Raw genomic sequence first — 17,608 nt, forward strand, 5'->3', positions numbered from 1 at the left:
CCATGCAAGTCACCCTGCAAACCCTCGTCGGAGGTCTCAGCCTCGGAGCGATCTACGCACTGATCGCTGTCGGATTCTCCGTCGTCTACCGCACCATGGGCCTGGTCAACTTCGCCCACGCCGATGTCGCCATGATCGGCGCGTACGCCGCCTCCACGTTCTACCTCACCACCCACATGCCGTTCATAGCGGCCACGGTCATCGCCATCGTCGTCACCGGCATCATCGGTCTGGTCATCGAGCGGGTCCTGCGCCCGCTGGAGCACAAGGACTTCGACCTGATGCTGATCGGCACCATCGGATTCGGAACCGTCCTCCAGGCAGCCGCCACCCTCATCTGGGGAACCACCGGACGGGCCATGCCCTCGCCGATCACTTCCGGGCCCATCGATGTCATGGGGATCCGCATCCGCACCTACGACCTGATGGTCATCGCGGTCACCGCCGTAGCCGTGGTCCTGCTCACCCTGTTCCTTCAGCGCACCAAGCCAGGAGCCGCGATGCAGGCCGTGGCCATGGACCACGAGGCCGCCACCGCTGTCGGCATCCACGTCGGCCGGAGCAACGCCCTCGCCTTCGCGATCGGTGCCGGCCTCGCGGCGCTGGCCGGCAGCCTCGCAGGACCCATGCTCTACGTCGACGCCACCCTCGGGGGCGCCCTCGGCGTGAAGGGCTTCGCCGCCGCCATGCTCGGCGGATTCGGCAGTATCCCCGGAGCGGTGGTCGGCGGCCTGGCCATAGGCGTCCTGGACTCCTACGCCGGCGACCACTTCCAGGGCTACTCCGTCCTGGTCACCTTCCTGGTCTTCACCGTGGCCATCATGATCCGGCCCACAGGCATCTTCGGTGAAAGGACGGTGAGCCGGGCATGAGCATCCTCAGATCGAAGCCGGCGCTCATCCTGCTGGGGTGCGTCGCCGCCTACCTGCTCCCGTACGGCCTGAACAGCTACTCGATCCACGTGGTCGACATCGCGATCATCTTCGCGCTCCTCGCCATCGGCATGGGGCTCGTCATGGGAGTCGCGGGCCAGATCAACCTCGCCCAGGTCGCCTTCTTCGGAGTCGGCGCGTACACGACGGCCATCCTGACCACCCATTCCGGGTTCGGCTTCTGGACCGCGGCGATCGTCGGGCTGGCAGCCACCGTCCTGGTGGGACTCCTCGTCGGCCTGCCGGCGCTGCGGATGCAGTCCCACTACCTCGGCATCGTCACGCTCGGTCTCGCACTGGGATTCGTCAACTGGATCACCAACGCGGAGATCACCGGGGGAGCGGACGGCATCTCCGGCATTCCGGTGCCGCCGTTCTTCGGGATCGATCTCGCCGACGAGTACCTCTACTACTACCTGGAGATCGTGGTCTTCGGGCTGGCCCTCGCCTTCGGCACCTTCGTGGTGCGCACCCGGCTCGGCCGCAGGCTCCGCGCCATGCGGGACGACGCCCTGGCGGCCGGTGCCATGGGCGCGGAGATCCCGCTGCTGCGGATGACCGCGTTCACACTCGCCAGCGTGTACGGAGGGGCCGCGGGCATCCTGTACGCCGGTCTCATCCGGTACGTCGCCCCTGAGACCTTCAGCCTCAGCAACATGTTCCTGCTGCTGGCCATGGTCATCATCGGAGGCCGGCGCAGCCTCATCGGCTGCGTCGTCGGCGCGGTCGGCCTCGTACTGATCCGTGAGGCCCTCGTCGACTTCGCCGTCTACGCACAGCTCGGCTACGGGACCATCGTCGTCCTCATGGTCGTCTTCGCTCCCACCGGACTCGCCGGAATCCCAGAAAGAATCCGGGAAGCCATCGCCCGCCGCAGGCAGAGCGACGAGGTGCGATCCGCCGAACTGGGCCCCTACCTGCCCGAGCCCGTACCCGCCGAGCAGGTGCCCGGTGGTGGAGCCGACAGCGGGCCGGCCCTGGAGATCAGCCACCTCACCAAGCGGTTCGGGGCGCTGACCGCGCTCAACGACGTCACGCTGACGGTGAAGCGTGGCGAGATCCGCGGCATCGTGGGCCCCAACGGATCCGGAAAGACAACCCTGTTCAACGTGATCAGCGGGCTGTACCGGCCCTCCGCCGGGCAGGTCTCCGGTGTCGGCCGCGACATCAGCCGGGCCCGCCCGTACCAATTGTCCCTGGCGGGAATGGCGCGCACGTTCCAGAATCTGCGCCTCTTCTCCCAGATGACGGTCCGCGAGAACATCCTTGTCGTCCTCGACCGGTCCCGCACGAGCACGGTCTGGCAGTACGCCGTGTGGCCCGTCGGTGTCCTCTCCAACGAACACCGGCTCCAGGCGGAGGCGGATCGCATCCTCAAGGAGTACGGGCTCACGGCCTTCGCCGACGCCCATCCGCAGTCGCTCCCGTACGGCATCCAGCGAAGGATCGAGATAGCGCGAGCCATGGCGGGACGGCCCAGCCTCCTGCTTCTGGACGAGCCGGCGGCCGGGCTGAACGGTGAGGAGGTCGGACAGCTGTCCTCGATCGTCCGGTCCATCCGCGACCAGGGCGTCACCGTCGTCCTCATCGAGCACAACATGGGACTCGTCATGTCCCTGTGCGAACGGATCACCGTCCTCGCCGCAGGCAGCGTCATCGCGGAAGGCGCACCCGCCGAAGTGGCGGCGACCCCCGAAGTCATCGAGGCGTACCTCGGCGACTCGGCGCCGGCCGACCTACCCGTACACGCCGCACCGGAGGTTCCGTGATGACCACCACCGCCGCCGAGTCCTCCGCCGCCGGGACGGGCACCGACAGCCTCGCCGTCACCGACCTGACCGTTCACTACGGGGGAGTCTGCGCCGTCAGATCCGTGGCACTGAGCGTGGCCCCGGGCGAGTCCATGGGCATCATCGGCTCCAACGGCGCCGGCAAGACATCCACGCTCAAGGCGCTCATGGGGCTCGTCCCGCGCAGCAGCGGCCGGATCACCCTCGGCGACACCGATCTCAGCAAGGTACGGGCTCGGGACATGGTCCGGCACGGGGTGGGCTACGTCCCGGAGGGCCGGCACGTGTTCCCCGGGCTCCCGGTGGAGAAGAACCTGCTGCTCGGCGCGTACAGCCGGTCATGGAAGGGAGAAACACGCGACACCCTCGACCACGTGTACGACCTCTTCCCCGTCCTGCGGGACTTCCGCGGCCGGGCCGCCGGCGACCTGTCCGGAGGCCAGCAGCAGATGCTGGCCATCGGCCGGGCTCTCATGTCACGGCCGAGGCTCCTGCTGCTGGACGAACCCTCCATGGGCCTCTCACCGAAGCTGATCGAGAACGTCCTGGACATCCTCGTCCGCCTGCGGAGCGAAGGGCTGGGTCTTCTGCTCGTTGAGCAGAACGCCAAGCTGACGTTCGGCGTCACCAGTCACTGCCTGGTGATGGAGAACGGCTCAGTGGCCATGTCCGGCCCGTCCGAGGAACTCGCGCACGATGAGCGCGTCCGGCAGATCTACCTCGGGCTGTAGGCGGGCGAAGGCCGGGGCGTGGACTCCGCGGAACGCACCTCCGGTCCGGGCAGGCCTTGACCAGCCGCCGGGGCGAGCGGGTGGTCGAGGAAGCCAAACGGCCGGGCCGGCCCCCGGCTTGCTCCGGAAGCAACCGGGCCCGACAGGGACGCGCACGCGTACGACGGGGCGGGCGGAAGCATGGCTGCCGCCCGCCCCGTCGTGTGCCGAGCACATGCCCGTCCGACTTCGACCGCACGACGATCCGGTCCCAGCGGGACCTGGGCCCGGAAGATACGCAAGGAAAACGGGCCCGAGGCGTACCGCAGCTTTCCCAGCGACCTGCCCACCTGGCCGGTCACTGGGCCCGAAGCCGTCCCCCGCAGGGGAGCCCGAGCCGACCCCCAGTACTTCGAAGGGAACCGCACGATGATCGACTCCTGGGACCGGCAGGTGGACCTCCTCGTCCTGGGCTCCGGCGCCGGCGGACTGGGAGCGGCAGTTGTCGGAGCCCACGAGGGACTCGACGTGCTCGTCCTGGAGAAGACCGAATGGCTCGGCGGCACCACTGCCCTCTCCGCCGGAACGGCCTGGATCCCCGGGCACCGGCACCAGAGTGATCCCGAGGCGGACACCACCGCAGCGCACGCCTACCTGGACGCCCTTGTCGGCGACCGGGCGCCCCGAGAGCTGCGCGAGAGCTACCTCGCACACGGACCCGGGATGATCGACTGTCTGGAGACGATCGGTGTCTCGTTCCGGCACTCCGCGACGGTCGTCGACTACCACCCCGAGATCCCGGGTCACGGCACCGGACGGGCCCTCGAGCCCCACACGTTCGACGGCCGCCGCCTCGGCCGAGTCCGCTTCGGACGGGTGCGCCGACCAGTTCCGGAGTTCGCGCTGTTCCGCGGCACGCTCATGGTCCGACGGTCCGAAGTCAACGACCTTCTGAAGATCTTCCGCGGGTCGATCAGGGGAACGGCCACTGCACTGCGCCTGGGTGCGCGGTGGGCGTGGGACATGCTCCGCTACCCGCGCGGCACTCGGCTCGCCATGGGTAACGCCCTCACCGCGAACCTCTGCCACCAGCTCCTGCGCCGGGGCGGTGACGTCTGGTTCGCCGCGCAGACCGTCGAGCTCGTCGCGGACGGTGCCGGCCGTGTGACCGGCGCCGTCGTCTCGTACAACGGCCGCACCCTCCGTGTCTCCGCCCGTGCCGGAGTCGTCCTCGCCGGCGGGGGATTCCCCGCCGGCCCCGAGCTGCGGGCCCGTTACCTGCCGCACCCCGTCCCGCAGTTCACGCGGGCCGGGGAGGGCGCCACCGGCGACACGATCGCCCTCGCCCGCGCGGTCGGCGGCACGCTCGGAGAACCCTGCGACGACAACGCACTGTGGTTCCCGAGCTCCGTCGGGCGCCGCCGTGACGGCTCCACCGCGGTCTTCCCCCACATATGGGACCGGGCCAAGCCAGGCATCATCGCGGTCAACACCGCCGGACGCCGGTTCGTGGACGAATCGGTTTCGTACCACCGCTTCACCCGTGCCATGTACGAGTCCCATGCCTCCGTGCCGACGATTCCCGCCTGGCTCGTGACCGACGCACGCGCCCTGGCGGCGTACGGCCTCGGCATGATCCGCCCGCACACGCCCCGACCCTTCCTGAAGCGGCACCTGGCCTCCGGCTACCTGCGCTCCGGACGGACTCTCCACGAGCTCGCGACCGTCATCGGGGTGGACCCCGACGGCCTCGCCCGCACCGTCGCCGACAGCAACCGGCACGCCCGAACCGGCACCGACCCGGAATTCGGCAAGGGCCGGCACTCCTTCGGGCGTCAGTACGGCGACCCCGCCCATGGACCGAACGTCAACCTCGGCCCGATCGAACGCGCACCCTTCTACGCGGTCGCCGTGGTTCCGACACCTCTGGCGACTTCGCTCGGGCTCAGGATCGGCCCCGAAGCACAGGTCCTCGGTGCGCACGGGCAGCCGGTCCCCGGGCTGTACGCATGCGGCAACGACGCGAACTCCGTCATGGGCGCGGAGTATCCGGGCGCGGGGTGCCAGATCGGTCCGGGGCTCACCTTCGGATACCTGGCCGCCCGCCACGCGGCTCGCGCGGCTTCGCCACGCGGCTGATCCGGCGGTTGGCCGAACCGGCGATGCCGACGACGATGACTCACCGTTTCCGAAGGGCCGGCAACGCGTCGCCAGACAGTGGCCGGTGCGTCGCACCGAGCGTGGCGGTGAGCAGAGCTGAGGCGGCTGGTGAGGCCAGGGCGATCCCGCCGTACGAGAGTGCGGGCGGGCGGCGGGTCACGTCGCGGCCAGTAGTGGACGCAGTGGGCCGTCCTTCAGTCGGGCGGCGATCGCGTCCTGCTTGCGCCGCACTGCCCAGGTGGTGAGGAGGGCCACCAGGGCGCCGACAACGAATCCGACAAGGACGTCGTGCGGGTAGTGCACACCCACCCACACCCGGGAGGCCGCCATCAGGCCCGCTGCGGCCAGGGCGATGAGGCCCAGTCGGCGCGATACGAGAAGGAGTGCGAAGGCCGCCGCGGAGGCGAGGGCCGCGTGGTTGCTGGGGAAGGACCAGTCGCCGGGTGCGGGGCACGCTTCGAGGGTGGCCACGTGCAGTTGGTCGCAGGGCCGGTCCTCGTGGACTGCCAGTTTCAGAAGGGAGTCGACGCCGAAGGCGAGGACGGTGATCAGGGGGACGGCGAGCGCGGTGATCACGGCCGGGGTCCCGGCGCGGCGGGCCTGCCACCACGCGATGAGCATCAGCAGGGCGAACAGTCCCAGCCCGTACGCCGACCAGCCCGTGACCAGGCTGTCGACCCATCCGGGGGCCCGGTGGGCGAGGTCGACGATCTTGAGGTAGGCGGGGCCGTCGATGGCCGAACCGTCGTAGGCGAGAGGCATCAAGGGGTCTCATTCCGGTGCTTGGCGGCTCGCCGGGAACGGAGCGGTTCGGCTGCGAGCGGGAGCAGGGACGCAGTGGCGATCACAGCGACGATGGCAGGAGGCAGGGGTCCACGTCGGTCTCGGCTCCTCCGTCCCCGGCGCGATACCCGGGACGCCGGACGCCGGCAGCGGCGACTGGACGTCGAGGAGGTTCACCGCGCGTGGAGACGAGGTGATGGCATGTAGGGCCATGGTCGGGTGGCCTCTCACTGAACGCGGGCAGGGGGCAGCCGGGACAGAACCACCGGGCGTCTACAATGACGTAGACGGTCTACTGAACTGTAGACGATCCGGAGATGGGGGAGTGCCATGGCGGAGGGTGTTGCCGAGCGCAGAGCGGCGGGGGAGCTGGAGGCGAGCGTGCTCGCGGCGCTGTGGGCCGCGGACGGTCCTCAGACCGTCGGCCAGGTACAGCAGAGCCTGGCGGCCGAGCTGGCCCGCACGACCGTGACGACGGCCCTGACCCGTCTCTTCGGGAAGGGCGTCGTCGGCCGGGAACGCTCCGGTCGCGGATTCGCCTACTTCCCAGTCCAGGACGCCCAGGGCCTGACCGCTCAGCGTATGCACCACGAGCTCGACAAGGACCACGACCGCCAGACCGTGCTCGCCCGGTTCGTCTCCGATCTGGATCCCGAGGACGAACGCATACTGCGCGACCTCTTGGGGAGCGGTGGCGGCCAGTGATCACCGCCCTGATCGTGCCGCTGCTGATGCCACTCGCGGCTCCGGTACTCGTCCGGTGGGCAGGACCCCGCCAGAGCCCGGTGGCTGCGATGTGGACGCTGACCACGACCGCGTGTGTGCTGGCGGCCGGCTGGCTCGCGGCACTCGGCGGCCTGCTTCTCGCCGGCGCGCTCACCGTGTCCGCCCTGGCCCACCTCGGTCACCTGATCCGCCCCCTGGACGTCGCACCCGCCGTGGTCGTCTTTCCGGTGACCGCGCTCGTCCTCGGGACGCTGTCCGTCTGCGCTTGCGCCGTGTTCCGGGCGGCGCTGCGTCAGCTCCGCCAGTACCGCACCGCGCACACGCGGTTGCGCGACGCGCCCTCCGCGGGAGACCTCAGCGTCCTGGACAGCCCCGAACCCGACGCCTACGCCCTTCCCGGGAGCCCGGGGCGCATCGTGGTGACCTCCGGCATGCTGCGTACCCTGGACGGACCCGAGAGAGAAGCCCTCCTCGCGCACGAACGGGCCCATCTGGCCGGCCGCCACCACTACTTCCTCGCCGCGGGCGACCTCGCCACCCGCTGCCACCCCGCCATGGGCGGACTGCGCAACGCCATCGGCCTGGCCGTCGAACGCGTCGCCGACGAAGCCGCCGCGACCGCGGTCGGTGACCGCAACCTGACAGCGCGTGCCATCGGCCGCGCAGCCCTGGCCAAGAACGCCGACAGCTCCACTCGGCCCGTCTTCGCCGCGGGAGCCGCGGGCGGGCCCGTGCCGCAGCGTGTGAAAGCGCTGCTCCAGCCGGCGGCCACACCTCGCAGGCTGGCAGTCGCGGCAGCAGGCCTGCTCCTCGCCTGCTCGGCCGTAACCGGTGGGGGAGCCGCTGCCGGGCTCGTGACCCTGCACCACCACGTGGAGATCGCCCAGGGCGAAGCGCAGGACGACTGACCGGGCAGCGCGGCAACAGGCCGGCCGCTACCGCGACCGGCTCGCCCTCGTCCAAGCCGCCGGAGTCCCGGCGATGGCCAGGCACCTGTGGTCAGCCGCGGTGGTGGCCGAGTTCCTCCACCCGGCGCGCGGCGAAGACGCCGACCGTGCTGCCGTGCGGGCGGGCACCGTCCATGGCGGAGGCCGCGGCGACCGGGGAGGCGACGGCGGCCATGGCGTCGCGGAACGCCTGCGCGGAGCCGGCCGACTCGGCGGTGGTGGGGGTCATGACCGGGGCTGCTTCGTGAGGCGCGGGTCGAGGCCGTACTGCTCGTGGGCGCCGAGGTGCGCGCGGAGGGTGGCGCCTTCGTAGTCCTCGTGGAACAGGCCGCGCTCCTGGAGGAGCGGGACGACCTGGTCGACGAAGGCGTCGTAGCCGTCGTGGAAGGCGTCGAGGGCGATCGTGAAGCCGTCGCAGGCCCCCGCCTCGAACCATTCCTGCATGTGGTCGGCCACGTCGGCGGCCGTGCCGGCGATCACCGGGTGGTAGTCGATGACGCCGTGGGCGAGCACGTCGCGCAGCGTCCAGCCCTCGCGCGCGACTTCGAGCGCGCGGGCGGAGCGCGGGTCGTGCGGGCTGGGCTCGGCATCGGCCAACTGCTGTTCCGTCAGCGGCTCGTCGAGCTGCGCGGGGCCGAGCGGGAGACCGATCATGGCCCCCAGATAGCGGACGCGCTGCTCCAGATCGACGACCTCGTCCAGGAAGCGCCGCCGCTGAAGGGCGGCCCCGGCGGACGCGGCGATGGTCGGCATGAATCCGGCGAGCATCTTCACCTCGTCCGGATCGCGTCCGGCGCGCTCGGCGGCGTCCCGCAGGGCCTCGCGCTGCGCCCGGGCGTCGGCGATGGTGTACGGGTTGGCGTAGACACCGCTGGCGTAGCGGCCGGCGATCTCCAGCCCGTAACTTCCGCCGCCCGCCTGGAAGATGACCGGCTGGCCCTGTTCGGAAGGCGGGATGGGAAGCGGGCCGCGGGAGGCGACGTGCTTGCCTTGCAAGTTGACGGGCTGGATCTTGTCCATGTCGGCGAACCGCTTGTTCCCGACGTCGAGAATCCAGGCGTCCTGCCCCCAACTGCCCCACAGTCCCTGCACGATCTGGATGACCTCGTGGGCCCCCCTCGTACTTCTCCGCGCGCGGGGGGATCCGGCTCCCGAAGTTGGCGGCGGCGGTGGGGTGGGAGGTGGTGACCGCGTTCCAGCCGGCCCGGCCGTGGCTGATGACGTCCAGGGCCTTGAACTGGCGGGCCAGGTTGTAGGGCTCGCTGAACGTGGTGGAGGCGGTGGTGACCAGGCCGATGCGCTCGGTCTCGCGCGCGAGGACGGTCAGGAGCAGCAGCGGATCGATCGGCATCGTCGGGGAGTGGTGGGTGAGGTCGACGTCCAGGACCGGGGTGTCGGCGATGAACAGCAGCTGGATCTTGCCGCGCTCGGCGGCTTGCGCGTACCGCACGAACTGGTCCATGTCCGTGTAGCTGCGCAGATTCGCGCCGGGCAGGCGCCAGGCTCCGGGTTCGGCGCCGTAGCCGCCGGTGAACTGCATGCCCAGGATCATCTGCCGGCTTGTCATGGTGGTTCCTTCGGACGAGGTCAAAGGGGGTGGGGCGGGCGCGGAAGGGGTGCGGTCCAGGGCGCGCAGCCACGGCCACGGCGTATGCGGCGCGGCTCGGGGCATTCTGAAGCGCGGAGCCGGCCACGTGAGCGGTGCCGCTGGTGGGCGGCGCACCGCGTAGGAGCGGCACGCGTCGTGGACGCTCACGGTGGCGGCACGCCGGGGCTACGGGCCGCAGCGCGGAGCCTGATGGACTGCGTCCCGGTCGGGCTCGTCCCACGTCGATGCGTCTCACGTACGCGCGGCGTTCGCGGGTGGCGGTACGTGAGGTGCTGACAGCGCCGTCCTCGTGCGGCTGGTGCACGAGGGGGCGCCGGGCGGGTCAGCGGTGGGCGGCGCGGTTCATCTCGACGATGTCGTCGAGGGTGGCGTCGGCCGGAAGGGCGGCGAAGCGTTCCGGGACGCTGTCACGGACGGCCGCGTCCTTGACGCGGTCGGCCGCGGCCAGGGCCGCCGGCAGCTCCGCAAGGGTCAACTCGGTGCAGTAAGCAGGACCGTTGGGCTGCTGGCGCCAGGAGTCGGCCAGGACGCCGGCGTCGTAGGGGTCGAAGCCGGTGTCGTCCACCAGGCTCATGGCCACCTTCCGTGCCTCGTCGGAGTCGCCGGCGACCGGGATGGCGATACGGCCGGGAGTCCCCGCCGGGACTCCGCGGGTGCGCTGCGTCTCGGCCAGCGCGGCGTTCCACGCCTTGACGACGGGCCGGCCGAGCAGCTGCGCGGTGTACTCGCTCTCCACCTGGCCGTCGTCCACCGCCTTGATCGGCTCGCCGAGCATGCCCGGGTAGTAGTTCGCGGTGTCGATGACCACGGTCTCCTCGGGCACCGACGCGAAGAGGTCCGCCAGCTGTCCCGCCACCCCGAACGGGATCGACAGGATGATCACGTCCCGGTCCTGGACCGACTCCTCCAGGGCAACCGCGCGGGCCCCGGATTCCAGGATCTCGGCCCGGACCGCCTCGTGACCGCGGGCGCCGGCGACCTGGACGTCGTGACCGGTGGTGCTGAGCTTGGAGGCGAGGTTTCCGCCGATGGCGCCGGCGCCTATCACGGTGATTTTCATGACTTGTCCTTTGAAAGGTCGCGTCGGCCCAGGGGGCAGCGCGAGGCGAGGCTGCGCGGCGCGCAGCCCGGAAGGGTGGGGTGGAGCGGGTGTCGGGCCGCTATGCCAGGGTGTCTCGCTCGAGATATCCGCTCGCGATGAGCGAGCGGAGGCGGTCGAGCGAATCCTCCTCGGCGTCGTTGCCCTTGATCCAGGCGAGGGAACACGCCGCCAGGAAGAGGTCGTATCCCCTTACGGACGCGCGCACGTGTCCCGCGCGCTGCGCCGCGTGCACGTACTGGTCGGTGGTGGTGATGAGGATGTCGCAGGGGATCGTGAGCGGGCTGTCCGGTTCCTGCGCCCGGGCCGCGGTCATCAGTGGCTCCGGCAGGCCGCTGTAGGCGCTGAAGTATTCCACCATCGCGCGCAGCCACAGCTCCAACGCCTCGGCGGCGTCGCCGAGTTCCTCGATGTCGGCCTGGCGGGCGACGAGCTCCTCGGAGCGCGTCTGCAGCACGGCGGCCAGCAGGGCCTCCCGGGTGGGGAAGTGCCGGTACAAGGTGGCGGGTCCGACGCCCGCCTCCTTGGCCACCGCCTCCAGGGAGGTGCCGACCCCGTGCCGCAGGAAGTGCCGCTGGGCTGTCTCCAGGAGGGCCACGCGATTGCGCTGCACGTCCGCACGGGGCTTGCGCCCCCGCTGTTCACCGGCGTTCACGCGTCCTCCTGTGGTGGTCCTGCGGCCGCATCAAAAAACGGATGCTGCCTCCGTATGTATGCGACAGTAAAACGGAGGCAGCATCCGGTCAAATCGTGACGCCCGTGCGAAACGCCCGTGCTGGAGCCCTGCGGCTCCGTGACGCTCATCCTGCTCCCGCTGATTCCCAGGGTCTCGACCTGTTGGTGTGCCCGAGCACCGGGTCGTCCGAGCTGAGCACGGTGATGCCGGAGGTGAGCTGGATTCGCTCGGTGCGGGTGGCGATGCCCGCCGGCGCCGTCTCGGGCGTGGAGGCGGCGTACGCGGGGCGAGGGTGCTTGCCGAGCGCGTCCACGCCTGCGGAGTCGGCGAGTACGGTCTCGTTTGCGACCTGCAAGCCCGGTAGTAGCACCAGCACGACAGACTCTCGCCATCACCGAACGGGTCCGGCGAAACGGCTGAATGGGGTGACGGAGCTCGCATGGCATGAAACTGTCATCTGACCTGTTCCGGAACCAGTGTGGGGGTCTGCAATGAGCCTGATGTTCTTAGGTGCTGTGGCTTTTGCGGTTCTCTGGTGGCTGATCGCTAGGGTGCCGCGGAGCACTCCATCCGCAGCCAAGGGATGGGGTATGGGGGTTCTGGGCGCCTCTCTTCTTATCGTTCTGGTTGCCTATCTTCTGAGTTCAGACATACAGGTATCGGCCAGTTACACCGGCCCGTCACCTCAGAACGTCGTGACGCTCGTAGCAGCGATCGCCGTTGCGCCCGGCGCCATCACGGCCCTCGTGCGGGTCGGGAAGAACGGATAGACGGCTCACTGAGCGGGCTCGTCGCTCTGGTGTACCTGCGCAAGCACGGCACGTTGGCCCAGCTCGCCGCGGCCTTCGGCGTATCGGTCGGCACCGCCCACGCCTACACCACCGCGGTCATCGACCTCCTGGTCGACCGTCACCGGGTCTGCTGAGGGTCCTGCGTGAGGCCGTGAGGCTTCTCGGTCCGCTGGGGCCAGGCCGAAGAAGCACTACAGGGACTTCGGTGCTGACCGACCGCGCACGGTCCTGTTCGGGTCCGGCGACGACCCGGAGGTGAAGAAACTGGTCGTGGGCATGCTCGACGGCGCGGGTTTTGCCGCAGTCGATCTGGGGGCGCTCGCCGTCGGCGGCTCGATGCACGAGGTCGGGGCTCCGCTGCTGGGACTCGAGCTCATGGCGTACGCCCGTCACCTGCGGAGGCGACGGGCGTGGTGCTGCCGCGTATCACCAAGCGGTGCGGGGCCGTGAGGTCCGAGGGAGGGACCTCGTTGTCCGGGCTGTAGATCCGATCCGCCAGGCATTGCAGGGCGAGCTGAGCGATCTGCCGTTTGTCGGGGGAGACCGTGGTCAGCGTCGGGCGGCCGTAACGGCCGTCCTCGATGTCGTCGAACCCGACGACCACGAGTTCCTCCGGAACACGTACGCCCCTCTCGTACGCCATGTGCAGTACGCCCAGGGCCAGTTCGTCGCTGAAGGCGAACACCGCGTCCGGGATTTCGTCGCCGCTGTCGAGCAGGTCCGCCAGGGCCAGGGCGCCGTCCTTGCGGTGCAGCGTGTCCACGGAGCGTTCCCACTGCGGCCGGGGTTTGATGCCGGCCCGCCGCAGCGCCCTGCGGTAGCCCTCGGCGCGCAGGTCGGACGTTCCGTTGTGCAGATGTGGCTGCAGGCCGATGGCCGCGACACGGCGGCGCCCCAGCATCAGCAGATGAGTGGTGGCCTCATCCGCGGCGCTCACGTTGTCGACGGCCACGCGGTCGGCGAAGCCCTGGGGGCTGCGCTCGCCGAGCAACACGATCGGCAGAGATCTCGCGGTCGACGCCAACTCCTGAGCGGTCAGCGCCCACGGGCTGATGATCAACCCGTCCATCACGCGTCCACCGTGGCCGGTCAGCAACCGGCGCTCCGCCTCGGCGTCCCCCAGGGTCTGGTCGATGATCACGGTCCAGGAGCGTTTCCGTGCCTCCTCCACGATCAGGCCCGCCAGCTCCGCGAAATAGGGGGAGTGCAGCTCCGGGATGGCCAGCCCGATGATGCCGGTGCGACCGGCCCGCAGGCTGCGCGCGGCGAGGTTGGGCCGGTATCCCAGTTCGTCGATCGCTTCCTGGACCCGGCGGCGGGTTTCCGCCGCGACCCGCGCGGAACCGCTGACCACGTTCGACACGGTGCGTGCCGAAACCCCGGCGCGGGCGGCTACGTCTTTCAGGCTGCTGCTCACCACGCCATCCTGACATGCCGCCCCCGGCAGCGATCAAGATTCTCGGCCGCAAGTGTTGCAACGTTGAAATCATCGTTGCAACATGTCTCGGACAGTCTGCTGCAAGGAGGCACGCATGAGCCCGCACGCGCACCCCGGAATCTGCCCGGCCGACCTCGACGTGAACGTGAGCACCGAGGTCGAGGCCCTGTACTCGCTCGGCATCACGGCCCGCAAAGGCGCGTTCACCACGGAGTGGGCCGACCGCCTGCGCGAGGACATCGAGGCCGCCTTCCGGGAGGCCCTGACACGGCCCGGCGGCACCGTCGGACGCGGTCCGCACCGCTACTACGTGGAGATCCACCCCGAGCAGCTGCGCGGCTTCGTCGAACTCGTGGACCATCCCTGGGTGCGCTCGGTCTGCGAGGCCGTGCTCGGCGCCGACTACCGCATTGTCGAACTCGGCTTCGACGTACCGCTCGAAGGCGCAGTCAACCAGCCCTGGCACCGGGACTTCCCCCTCCCCGAGGAAACCCGTGCGGAGCGGCGGCTCACCTCTCTGGCCTTCAACGTCACCGCCGTCGATACGGAGGAGGACATGGGCCCCTTCGAGATCGCGCCGGGTACCCAGTGGGACGACAGCCCGGAGTTCGGACACGGCATGTTCCCGCCTCGGTCCCACTACCCGCGCTACGAGGAACGCGCCGTACGTAAGTACCCGCAGCGCGGCGACATTTCGGCGCGCAGCGCCCTCACCATCCACCGCGGGACGAGGAACGACTCCGCGAAGTCCCGTCCCGTGCTGGTTCTGGGGGTGGACGGTCCTGAGGCCGCCAACGGCGAACGGCATGACACTGCCGTGACGCGTGCCTTCTGGGAGGCGCTGCCCGAGCGCGTCCGGCGGCATCTGCACTGCCCGGTCGTCGACCAGCTGACGCCCATCACCCAGAAGCACACCATCGAGGGTCTCGTCATGGGTGACGCCTGAGCTGGCAACGAGGCGGGAACGCTACCGTGCGCCAGCCGACAAGGCCCGCCCACCTTGCGCGTGCTTGCCGTGGTCTACGCCGTCTCTGTCCTGGGCGTACGGCTGCTCGCCTACGACACCGCCATCCTCTTTGGCGTACTGCTGCACCTGCTGCACCTGCGGGAGCTGCGCAAACTCGGACCGGTGACCGGTGACCCGTGAACTCACCGGCCGCTCCACCGACTGGGCCCTGTACGACCACCCTCGCCGCACTTCTCGTCCGAGCCCTCTCATGTCGAACACCTCCGCCTGAGACGCACGACGCTTCGGCAGACGGGCCGGCGAACGTCACGACGCGACCTGCCCTTCCCCGCCTGTGAGGGCCGACCTCCACCTCGCCGTCGGCGGCGCAGAGAGGTATGAGTCCAGGGTGAAGGGCTTGCGCGGCGGGCGGCGACCCATGCGGGATCGGCGGTCTGCCTGTCCGGTGGCAGTGCTGTAGCCAGCCAGCCAGCCAGCCGGCCAGTCAGGTTCCGGTTCGCCGCCGGCCTCCTCCGGGGTGCGGGCGACGGTCCTCCCGCGCCTGTGGTCCGGCCCGCCCTCCGGCGGGTCCGGGCCGCAGGCGGCGGGTCAGGAGGTGCGGCAGACCGTTCCGTTGAGGGTGAACGTCGTCGGGGCGGGGTTGGCGCCGTCGTTGGCTCCGACGAAGCCGAAGGTGGCGGTGGAGCCGCCGCGCGGGGCCAGCTCGGCGTTGGCGCCGTTGTCGGTCACATGGACGCGCGTGCCCGAGCCGGTGACGTTCGCGTTCCAGGAGCTCTGTACGGACTGGCCTGTGGACGGCCAGGTGAAGTCCAGGGTCCAGCCGTTGACCGGGGTGTCACCGACGTTGGAGACGGTGACGGTGGCGACGAAGCCGTTGCCCCAGCCGCTGTCGACCCGGTAGTTGACCAGACAGCTGCTGTCGAGCGGAGCCGTGGTGGCGAAGGTCAGCGGCTCGGACGGGCGCGAGAGGCGGCCGTCGGCGTCCCGGGCGAGGACGTTGACCGTGTGTTCGGAGCCCGGCGGCAGGTTGTGCAGCGTTGCCGAGGCGGAGGTGGCGGTGGCGAGCAACTGCGCGTTGGTGCCCAGCTGTTCGTACACCTCGTAACGCACTGCCTTGCCGTTCGTGGGGGCCGTCCAGCTCACCGTGGCGGTCGAGCTGTCCACTTCCGTGGTCCTCGGTGTGCCGGGCGCGCCGACCGAGGCCGCGGCGGCGTGCGGGGCGACGGTGATCGTGGTGATCGAGTACGGCGGCAGCACCTGCGCTCCCCCGGCGCTGGCGGCCACCCGGGTGATATCGGTGTCGCCGCGGCCGTACCGGTGCACGACCGGTGCCTGGGTGGTGGGCGTGTATCCGGCGTAACTGATGTTTGCGGTAAGGGAGTTCAGCGGGTCCTTGTTGATCAGCATCACGCTCAGCGTGCCGTCGGCCCGGTGCACGGCATGCGCGGACACCTGGTCGCTGTCGGTGGAGGAAGCGACCATCGTGTCGCCGGGACGGCCCAGCTCGGTCAGCGATTTGAGGCCGTAGTACGGGTGGAACGGCGTGTTCACGGCGGGCTGGCAGACGTCGCCGACGCAGCCGCCGCTGGAGAGCAGGCCGAAGTCGTTGAAGTCGGTGTCGCCGTCCACCGTCTCCACCTTGGTGGGCCCGTTGTGGACGTTCCACCAGTCGACGTTGAAGACACCGTTCTCCAGCGCCGTCATGTAGGTGTCCGCGGCGAACAGGCCGTTGGGGCGGCTGTTCATCTGGACGTTGGAGTTGACCTCGGTGAGCGCGATGCCGATCCTCGACGAGCGTTCGCCGGCGTACCGGTCGATCTGCCTGCGGACCTCGCGGAGCTGTCCGGGCAGCCGGGCGGTCCGCTCCAGGGCCTCGTCGGCGGTGGCGCCGCCCGGGTAGGAATGCACGATGGCGAAGTCGATCGTCCCGGCGACCGCGGACAGCACGGTGTGGTTCCAGTCGGCCGAGTCGCCCGGGCCGGTGATGCCGTCCGGCCAGTCGCCCGGCGTGGTCAGCACGGCGCCGACCTTGATCGTCGGGTCGACCGCCTTCATCGCCCCCGCGTAGGCGAGGACGTTGCGGGCGTACTCGCGCGGGCTCTTGTCCGGGTGGTCGTCGGCCTCCCAGCCGTTGCCGTAGTGGCCGTTGCCGTAGATCTCGTTGCCGATCTCCCAGTACTTCGCCCCGTAGCCGCGGGTGACGTTGGCGTACCGGACCCAGTCGGCCGCCTCCTGCGGGGTGCCGGTGCCGTAGTTGGCGATGATCATCGACTGGGAGCCGGAGGCGCGGACGCTCCCCATGAACTCGTCGAAGGTGGTGCCGGGAGCCACGTAGCCGCCGGGGGCGGTGTGGTCCTTCCAGTGGTAGATGTCGCCGTAGGAGCCGCCCGGGTAGCGCATCATGCCGACACCCGCCTCGCCCAGCAGACCGGTCACCTCGGGGTCGTTCATGTGCGCGTCCCAGAGGGCGTGGTTGACCCCGAACGCCGCCTTGTCGATCGTGCCGAGCCCCACCCCCGCGTTGACGGAGACCGCGACGGTCGACGCCTCGTCGGCGGCCGTAGCTACTGCGGCCGGGTCCGCGGTGGCCCGGCCGGTCGCGGCGGGGGCCGGGGGAGCGGTGGCGAGGGCGGCGACCGTGGCCAGGGCGCAGACGAGCGCTGCGGCGGGGCGTCTGCCCGCGCTTCGTCCGGTCCTGCGGGGCGGCTGCTCTAACCGGCCGGTGGCGGGGAGGTGTGCGAGCGGCATGACGTGTCCTCCTCGGGCGAGCGCCGCGTCGGTCGGCAGGACGCCCGGTGTGAGTGGTCGATGGGTGCCATCGGTGCGGGACACCTGTGGGAGCGCTCCCACGATGATGCAGGGGAGGCATGACCGCGTCAATGGCGCGGACGAGGGCATGCACGTGCCCCGTACCGACGCGCGGTGAGCCGTTCGGCTTTCCGCGTGCCGCTGGGCGGGCAGGGGGGGCCGGTGGCACGGG

General features: G+C 70.3%; 16 protein-coding genes and 2 pseudogenes. 9 read left to right on the top strand and 9 right to left on the bottom strand.

Going from position 1 to position 17,608, the window contains the following annotated elements; translation table 11 throughout:
* The first annotated feature begins 2 nt into the window (after positions 1-2).
* The 4 genes from EAO72_RS16575 (at position 3) to EAO72_RS16590 (ending at position 5,571) form a co-directional block, all read left to right on the top strand.
* Positions 3-872 carry a branched-chain amino acid ABC transporter permease gene (locus EAO72_RS16575; protein WP_148018108.1) on the top strand — a complete coding sequence of 290 codons (870 nt, stop codon included), beginning with the start codon at positions 3-5 and terminating at the stop codon, positions 870-872.
* Positions 869-2,701, top strand: a complete 1,833-nt coding sequence (locus EAO72_RS16580) for a branched-chain amino acid ABC transporter ATP-binding protein/permease (protein WP_148018109.1) — start codon at positions 869-871, stop codon at positions 2,699-2,701. Before EAO72_RS16575 ends, EAO72_RS16580 begins: the two co-directional genes overlap by 4 nt.
* Positions 2,701-3,453, top strand: coding sequence for an ABC transporter ATP-binding protein (locus EAO72_RS16585; protein ID WP_148018110.1), 753 nt, complete (start codon positions 2,701-2,703; stop codon positions 3,451-3,453). Before EAO72_RS16580 ends, EAO72_RS16585 begins: the two co-directional genes overlap by 1 nt.
* Before the next feature lie 408 nt (positions 3,454-3,861).
* The gene (locus tag EAO72_RS16590; protein ID WP_148018111.1) at positions 3,862-5,571 is read left to right on the top strand and encodes an FAD-binding protein; all 1,710 of its coding nucleotides are present in this window, start codon (positions 3,862-3,864) and stop codon (positions 5,569-5,571) included.
* A gap of 177 nt (positions 5,572-5,748) precedes the next feature.
* Here the strand turns inward: EAO72_RS16590 and EAO72_RS16595 are convergent, their stop codons facing one another.
* On the bottom strand, positions 5,749-6,354 hold the full coding sequence (locus tag EAO72_RS16595) for a phosphatase PAP2 family protein (RefSeq protein ID WP_148018112.1): 606 nt from the start codon (positions 6,352-6,354) through the stop codon (positions 5,749-5,751).
* 351 nt (positions 6,355-6,705) lie between these two features.
* Between EAO72_RS16595 and EAO72_RS16600 the strand changes: the two genes are divergently transcribed.
* Both EAO72_RS16600 and EAO72_RS16605 read left to right on the top strand, forming a co-directional pair.
* Positions 6,706-7,080: a BlaI/MecI/CopY family transcriptional regulator gene (locus EAO72_RS16600; RefSeq protein WP_148018113.1), complete on the top strand. Its 375-nt coding sequence runs from the start codon at positions 6,706-6,708 to the stop codon at positions 7,078-7,080.
* Entirely contained in the window at positions 7,077-8,009 is a 933-nt protein-coding gene (locus tag EAO72_RS16605) for a M56 family metallopeptidase (protein WP_148018114.1), read from the top strand. Before EAO72_RS16600 ends, EAO72_RS16605 begins: the two co-directional genes overlap by 4 nt.
* Before the next feature lie 91 nt (positions 8,010-8,100).
* On the opposite strand, the gene EAO72_RS41995 is transcribed toward EAO72_RS16605, so the two are convergent.
* The 6 genes and pseudogenes from EAO72_RS41995 to EAO72_RS16625 all read right to left on the bottom strand — a co-directional run bounded on the left by EAO72_RS41995 (position 8,101) and on the right by EAO72_RS16625 (position 11,787).
* Positions 8,101-8,277, bottom strand: coding sequence for a hypothetical protein (locus EAO72_RS41995; protein WP_187285086.1), 177 nt, complete (start codon positions 8,275-8,277; stop codon positions 8,101-8,103).
* The gene (locus tag EAO72_RS42515) at positions 8,274-9,140 is read right to left on the bottom strand and encodes an LLM class flavin-dependent oxidoreductase (RefSeq protein WP_222724098.1); all 867 of its coding nucleotides are present in this window, start codon (positions 9,138-9,140) and stop codon (positions 8,274-8,276) included. The genes EAO72_RS41995 and EAO72_RS42515 overlap by 4 nt, the downstream gene beginning before the upstream one ends.
* 103 nt (positions 9,141-9,243) lie before the next feature.
* Positions 9,244-9,720: pseudogene (locus EAO72_RS44055) on the bottom strand (LLM class flavin-dependent oxidoreductase); the annotation flags it as partial.
* Positions 9,721-9,979: 259 nt separating this feature from the next.
* Complete coding sequence (locus EAO72_RS16615) at positions 9,980-10,717, bottom strand: NADPH-dependent F420 reductase (RefSeq protein ID WP_148018115.1); 738 nt, start codon at positions 10,715-10,717, stop codon at positions 9,980-9,982.
* A 100-nt stretch (positions 10,718-10,817) separates the two neighbouring features.
* A complete protein-coding gene (locus tag EAO72_RS16620) occupies positions 10,818-11,411 on the bottom strand; it encodes a TetR/AcrR family transcriptional regulator (RefSeq protein WP_148018116.1) in 594 nt (197 codons plus the stop codon).
* 145 nt (positions 11,412-11,556) lie between these two features.
* Positions 11,557-11,787, bottom strand: coding sequence for an LLM class flavin-dependent oxidoreductase (locus EAO72_RS16625; protein ID WP_261991517.1), 231 nt, complete (start codon positions 11,785-11,787; stop codon positions 11,557-11,559).
* 303 nt (positions 11,788-12,090) lie between these two features.
* Between EAO72_RS16625 and EAO72_RS44060 the strand changes: the two are divergent.
* Positions 12,091-12,371 (top strand): annotated as a pseudogene (locus tag EAO72_RS44060) (helix-turn-helix domain-containing protein); the annotation flags it as partial.
* Positions 12,372-12,596: 225 nt separating this feature from the next.
* Here EAO72_RS44060 and EAO72_RS16635 read toward each other — a convergent pair.
* Entirely contained in the window at positions 12,597-13,640 is a 1,044-nt protein-coding gene (locus tag EAO72_RS16635) for a LacI family DNA-binding transcriptional regulator (protein WP_148018117.1), read from the bottom strand.
* 115 nt (positions 13,641-13,755) lie between these two features.
* Between EAO72_RS16635 and EAO72_RS16640 the strand changes: the two genes are divergently transcribed.
* The gene (locus EAO72_RS16640; protein WP_148018118.1) at positions 13,756-14,607 is read left to right on the top strand and encodes a phytanoyl-CoA dioxygenase family protein; all 852 of its coding nucleotides are present in this window, start codon (positions 13,756-13,758) and stop codon (positions 14,605-14,607) included.
* A 54-nt stretch (positions 14,608-14,661) separates the two neighbouring features.
* Positions 14,662-14,808 carry a hypothetical protein gene (locus EAO72_RS42000; RefSeq protein WP_187285087.1) on the top strand — a complete coding sequence of 49 codons (147 nt, stop codon included), beginning with the start codon at positions 14,662-14,664 and terminating at the stop codon, positions 14,806-14,808.
* 408 nt (positions 14,809-15,216) lie between these two features.
* Here EAO72_RS42000 and EAO72_RS16645 read toward each other — a convergent pair whose 3' ends face one another.
* Positions 15,217-17,376 carry a cellulose binding domain-containing protein gene (locus tag EAO72_RS16645; RefSeq protein WP_148018119.1) on the bottom strand — a complete coding sequence of 720 codons (2,160 nt, stop codon included), beginning with the start codon at positions 17,374-17,376 and terminating at the stop codon, positions 15,217-15,219.
* Between the last annotated feature and the right edge of the window lie 232 nt (positions 17,377-17,608).

It is taken from the genome of Streptomyces sp. OR43 (assembly GCF_008042275.1).
Taxonomy (GTDB): Bacteria; Actinomycetota; Actinomycetes; order Streptomycetales; family Streptomycetaceae; genus Streptomyces.

Coding starts and splice junctions, on each gene's coding strand:
- EAO72_RS16615 (WP_148018115.1), bottom strand. CDS start 10,717: ATGAAAATCACCGTGATAGGCGCCGGCGCCATCGGCGGAAACCTCGCC.
- EAO72_RS16575 (WP_148018108.1), top strand. CDS start 3: ATGCAAGTCACCCTGCAAACCCTCGTCGGAGGTCTCAGCCTCGGAGCG.
- EAO72_RS16590 (WP_148018111.1), top strand. CDS start 3,862: ATGATCGACTCCTGGGACCGGCAGGTGGACCTCCTCGTCCTGGGCTCC.
- EAO72_RS16640 (WP_148018118.1), top strand. CDS start 13,756: ATGAGCCCGCACGCGCACCCCGGAATCTGCCCGGCCGACCTCGACGTG.
- EAO72_RS16580 (WP_148018109.1), top strand. CDS start 869: ATGAGCATCCTCAGATCGAAGCCGGCGCTCATCCTGCTGGGGTGCGTC.
- EAO72_RS16585 (WP_148018110.1), top strand. CDS start 2,701: ATGACCACCACCGCCGCCGAGTCCTCCGCCGCCGGGACGGGCACCGAC.
- EAO72_RS16645 (WP_148018119.1), bottom strand. CDS start 17,376: ATGCCGCTCGCACACCTCCCCGCCACCGGCCGGTTAGAGCAGCCGCCC.
- EAO72_RS16600 (WP_148018113.1), top strand. CDS start 6,706: ATGGCGGAGGGTGTTGCCGAGCGCAGAGCGGCGGGGGAGCTGGAGGCG.
- EAO72_RS16595 (WP_148018112.1), bottom strand. CDS start 6,354: ATGCCTCTCGCCTACGACGGTTCGGCCATCGACGGCCCCGCCTACCTC.
- EAO72_RS41995 (WP_187285086.1), bottom strand. CDS start 8,277: ATGACCCCCACCACCGCCGAGTCGGCCGGCTCCGCGCAGGCGTTCCGC.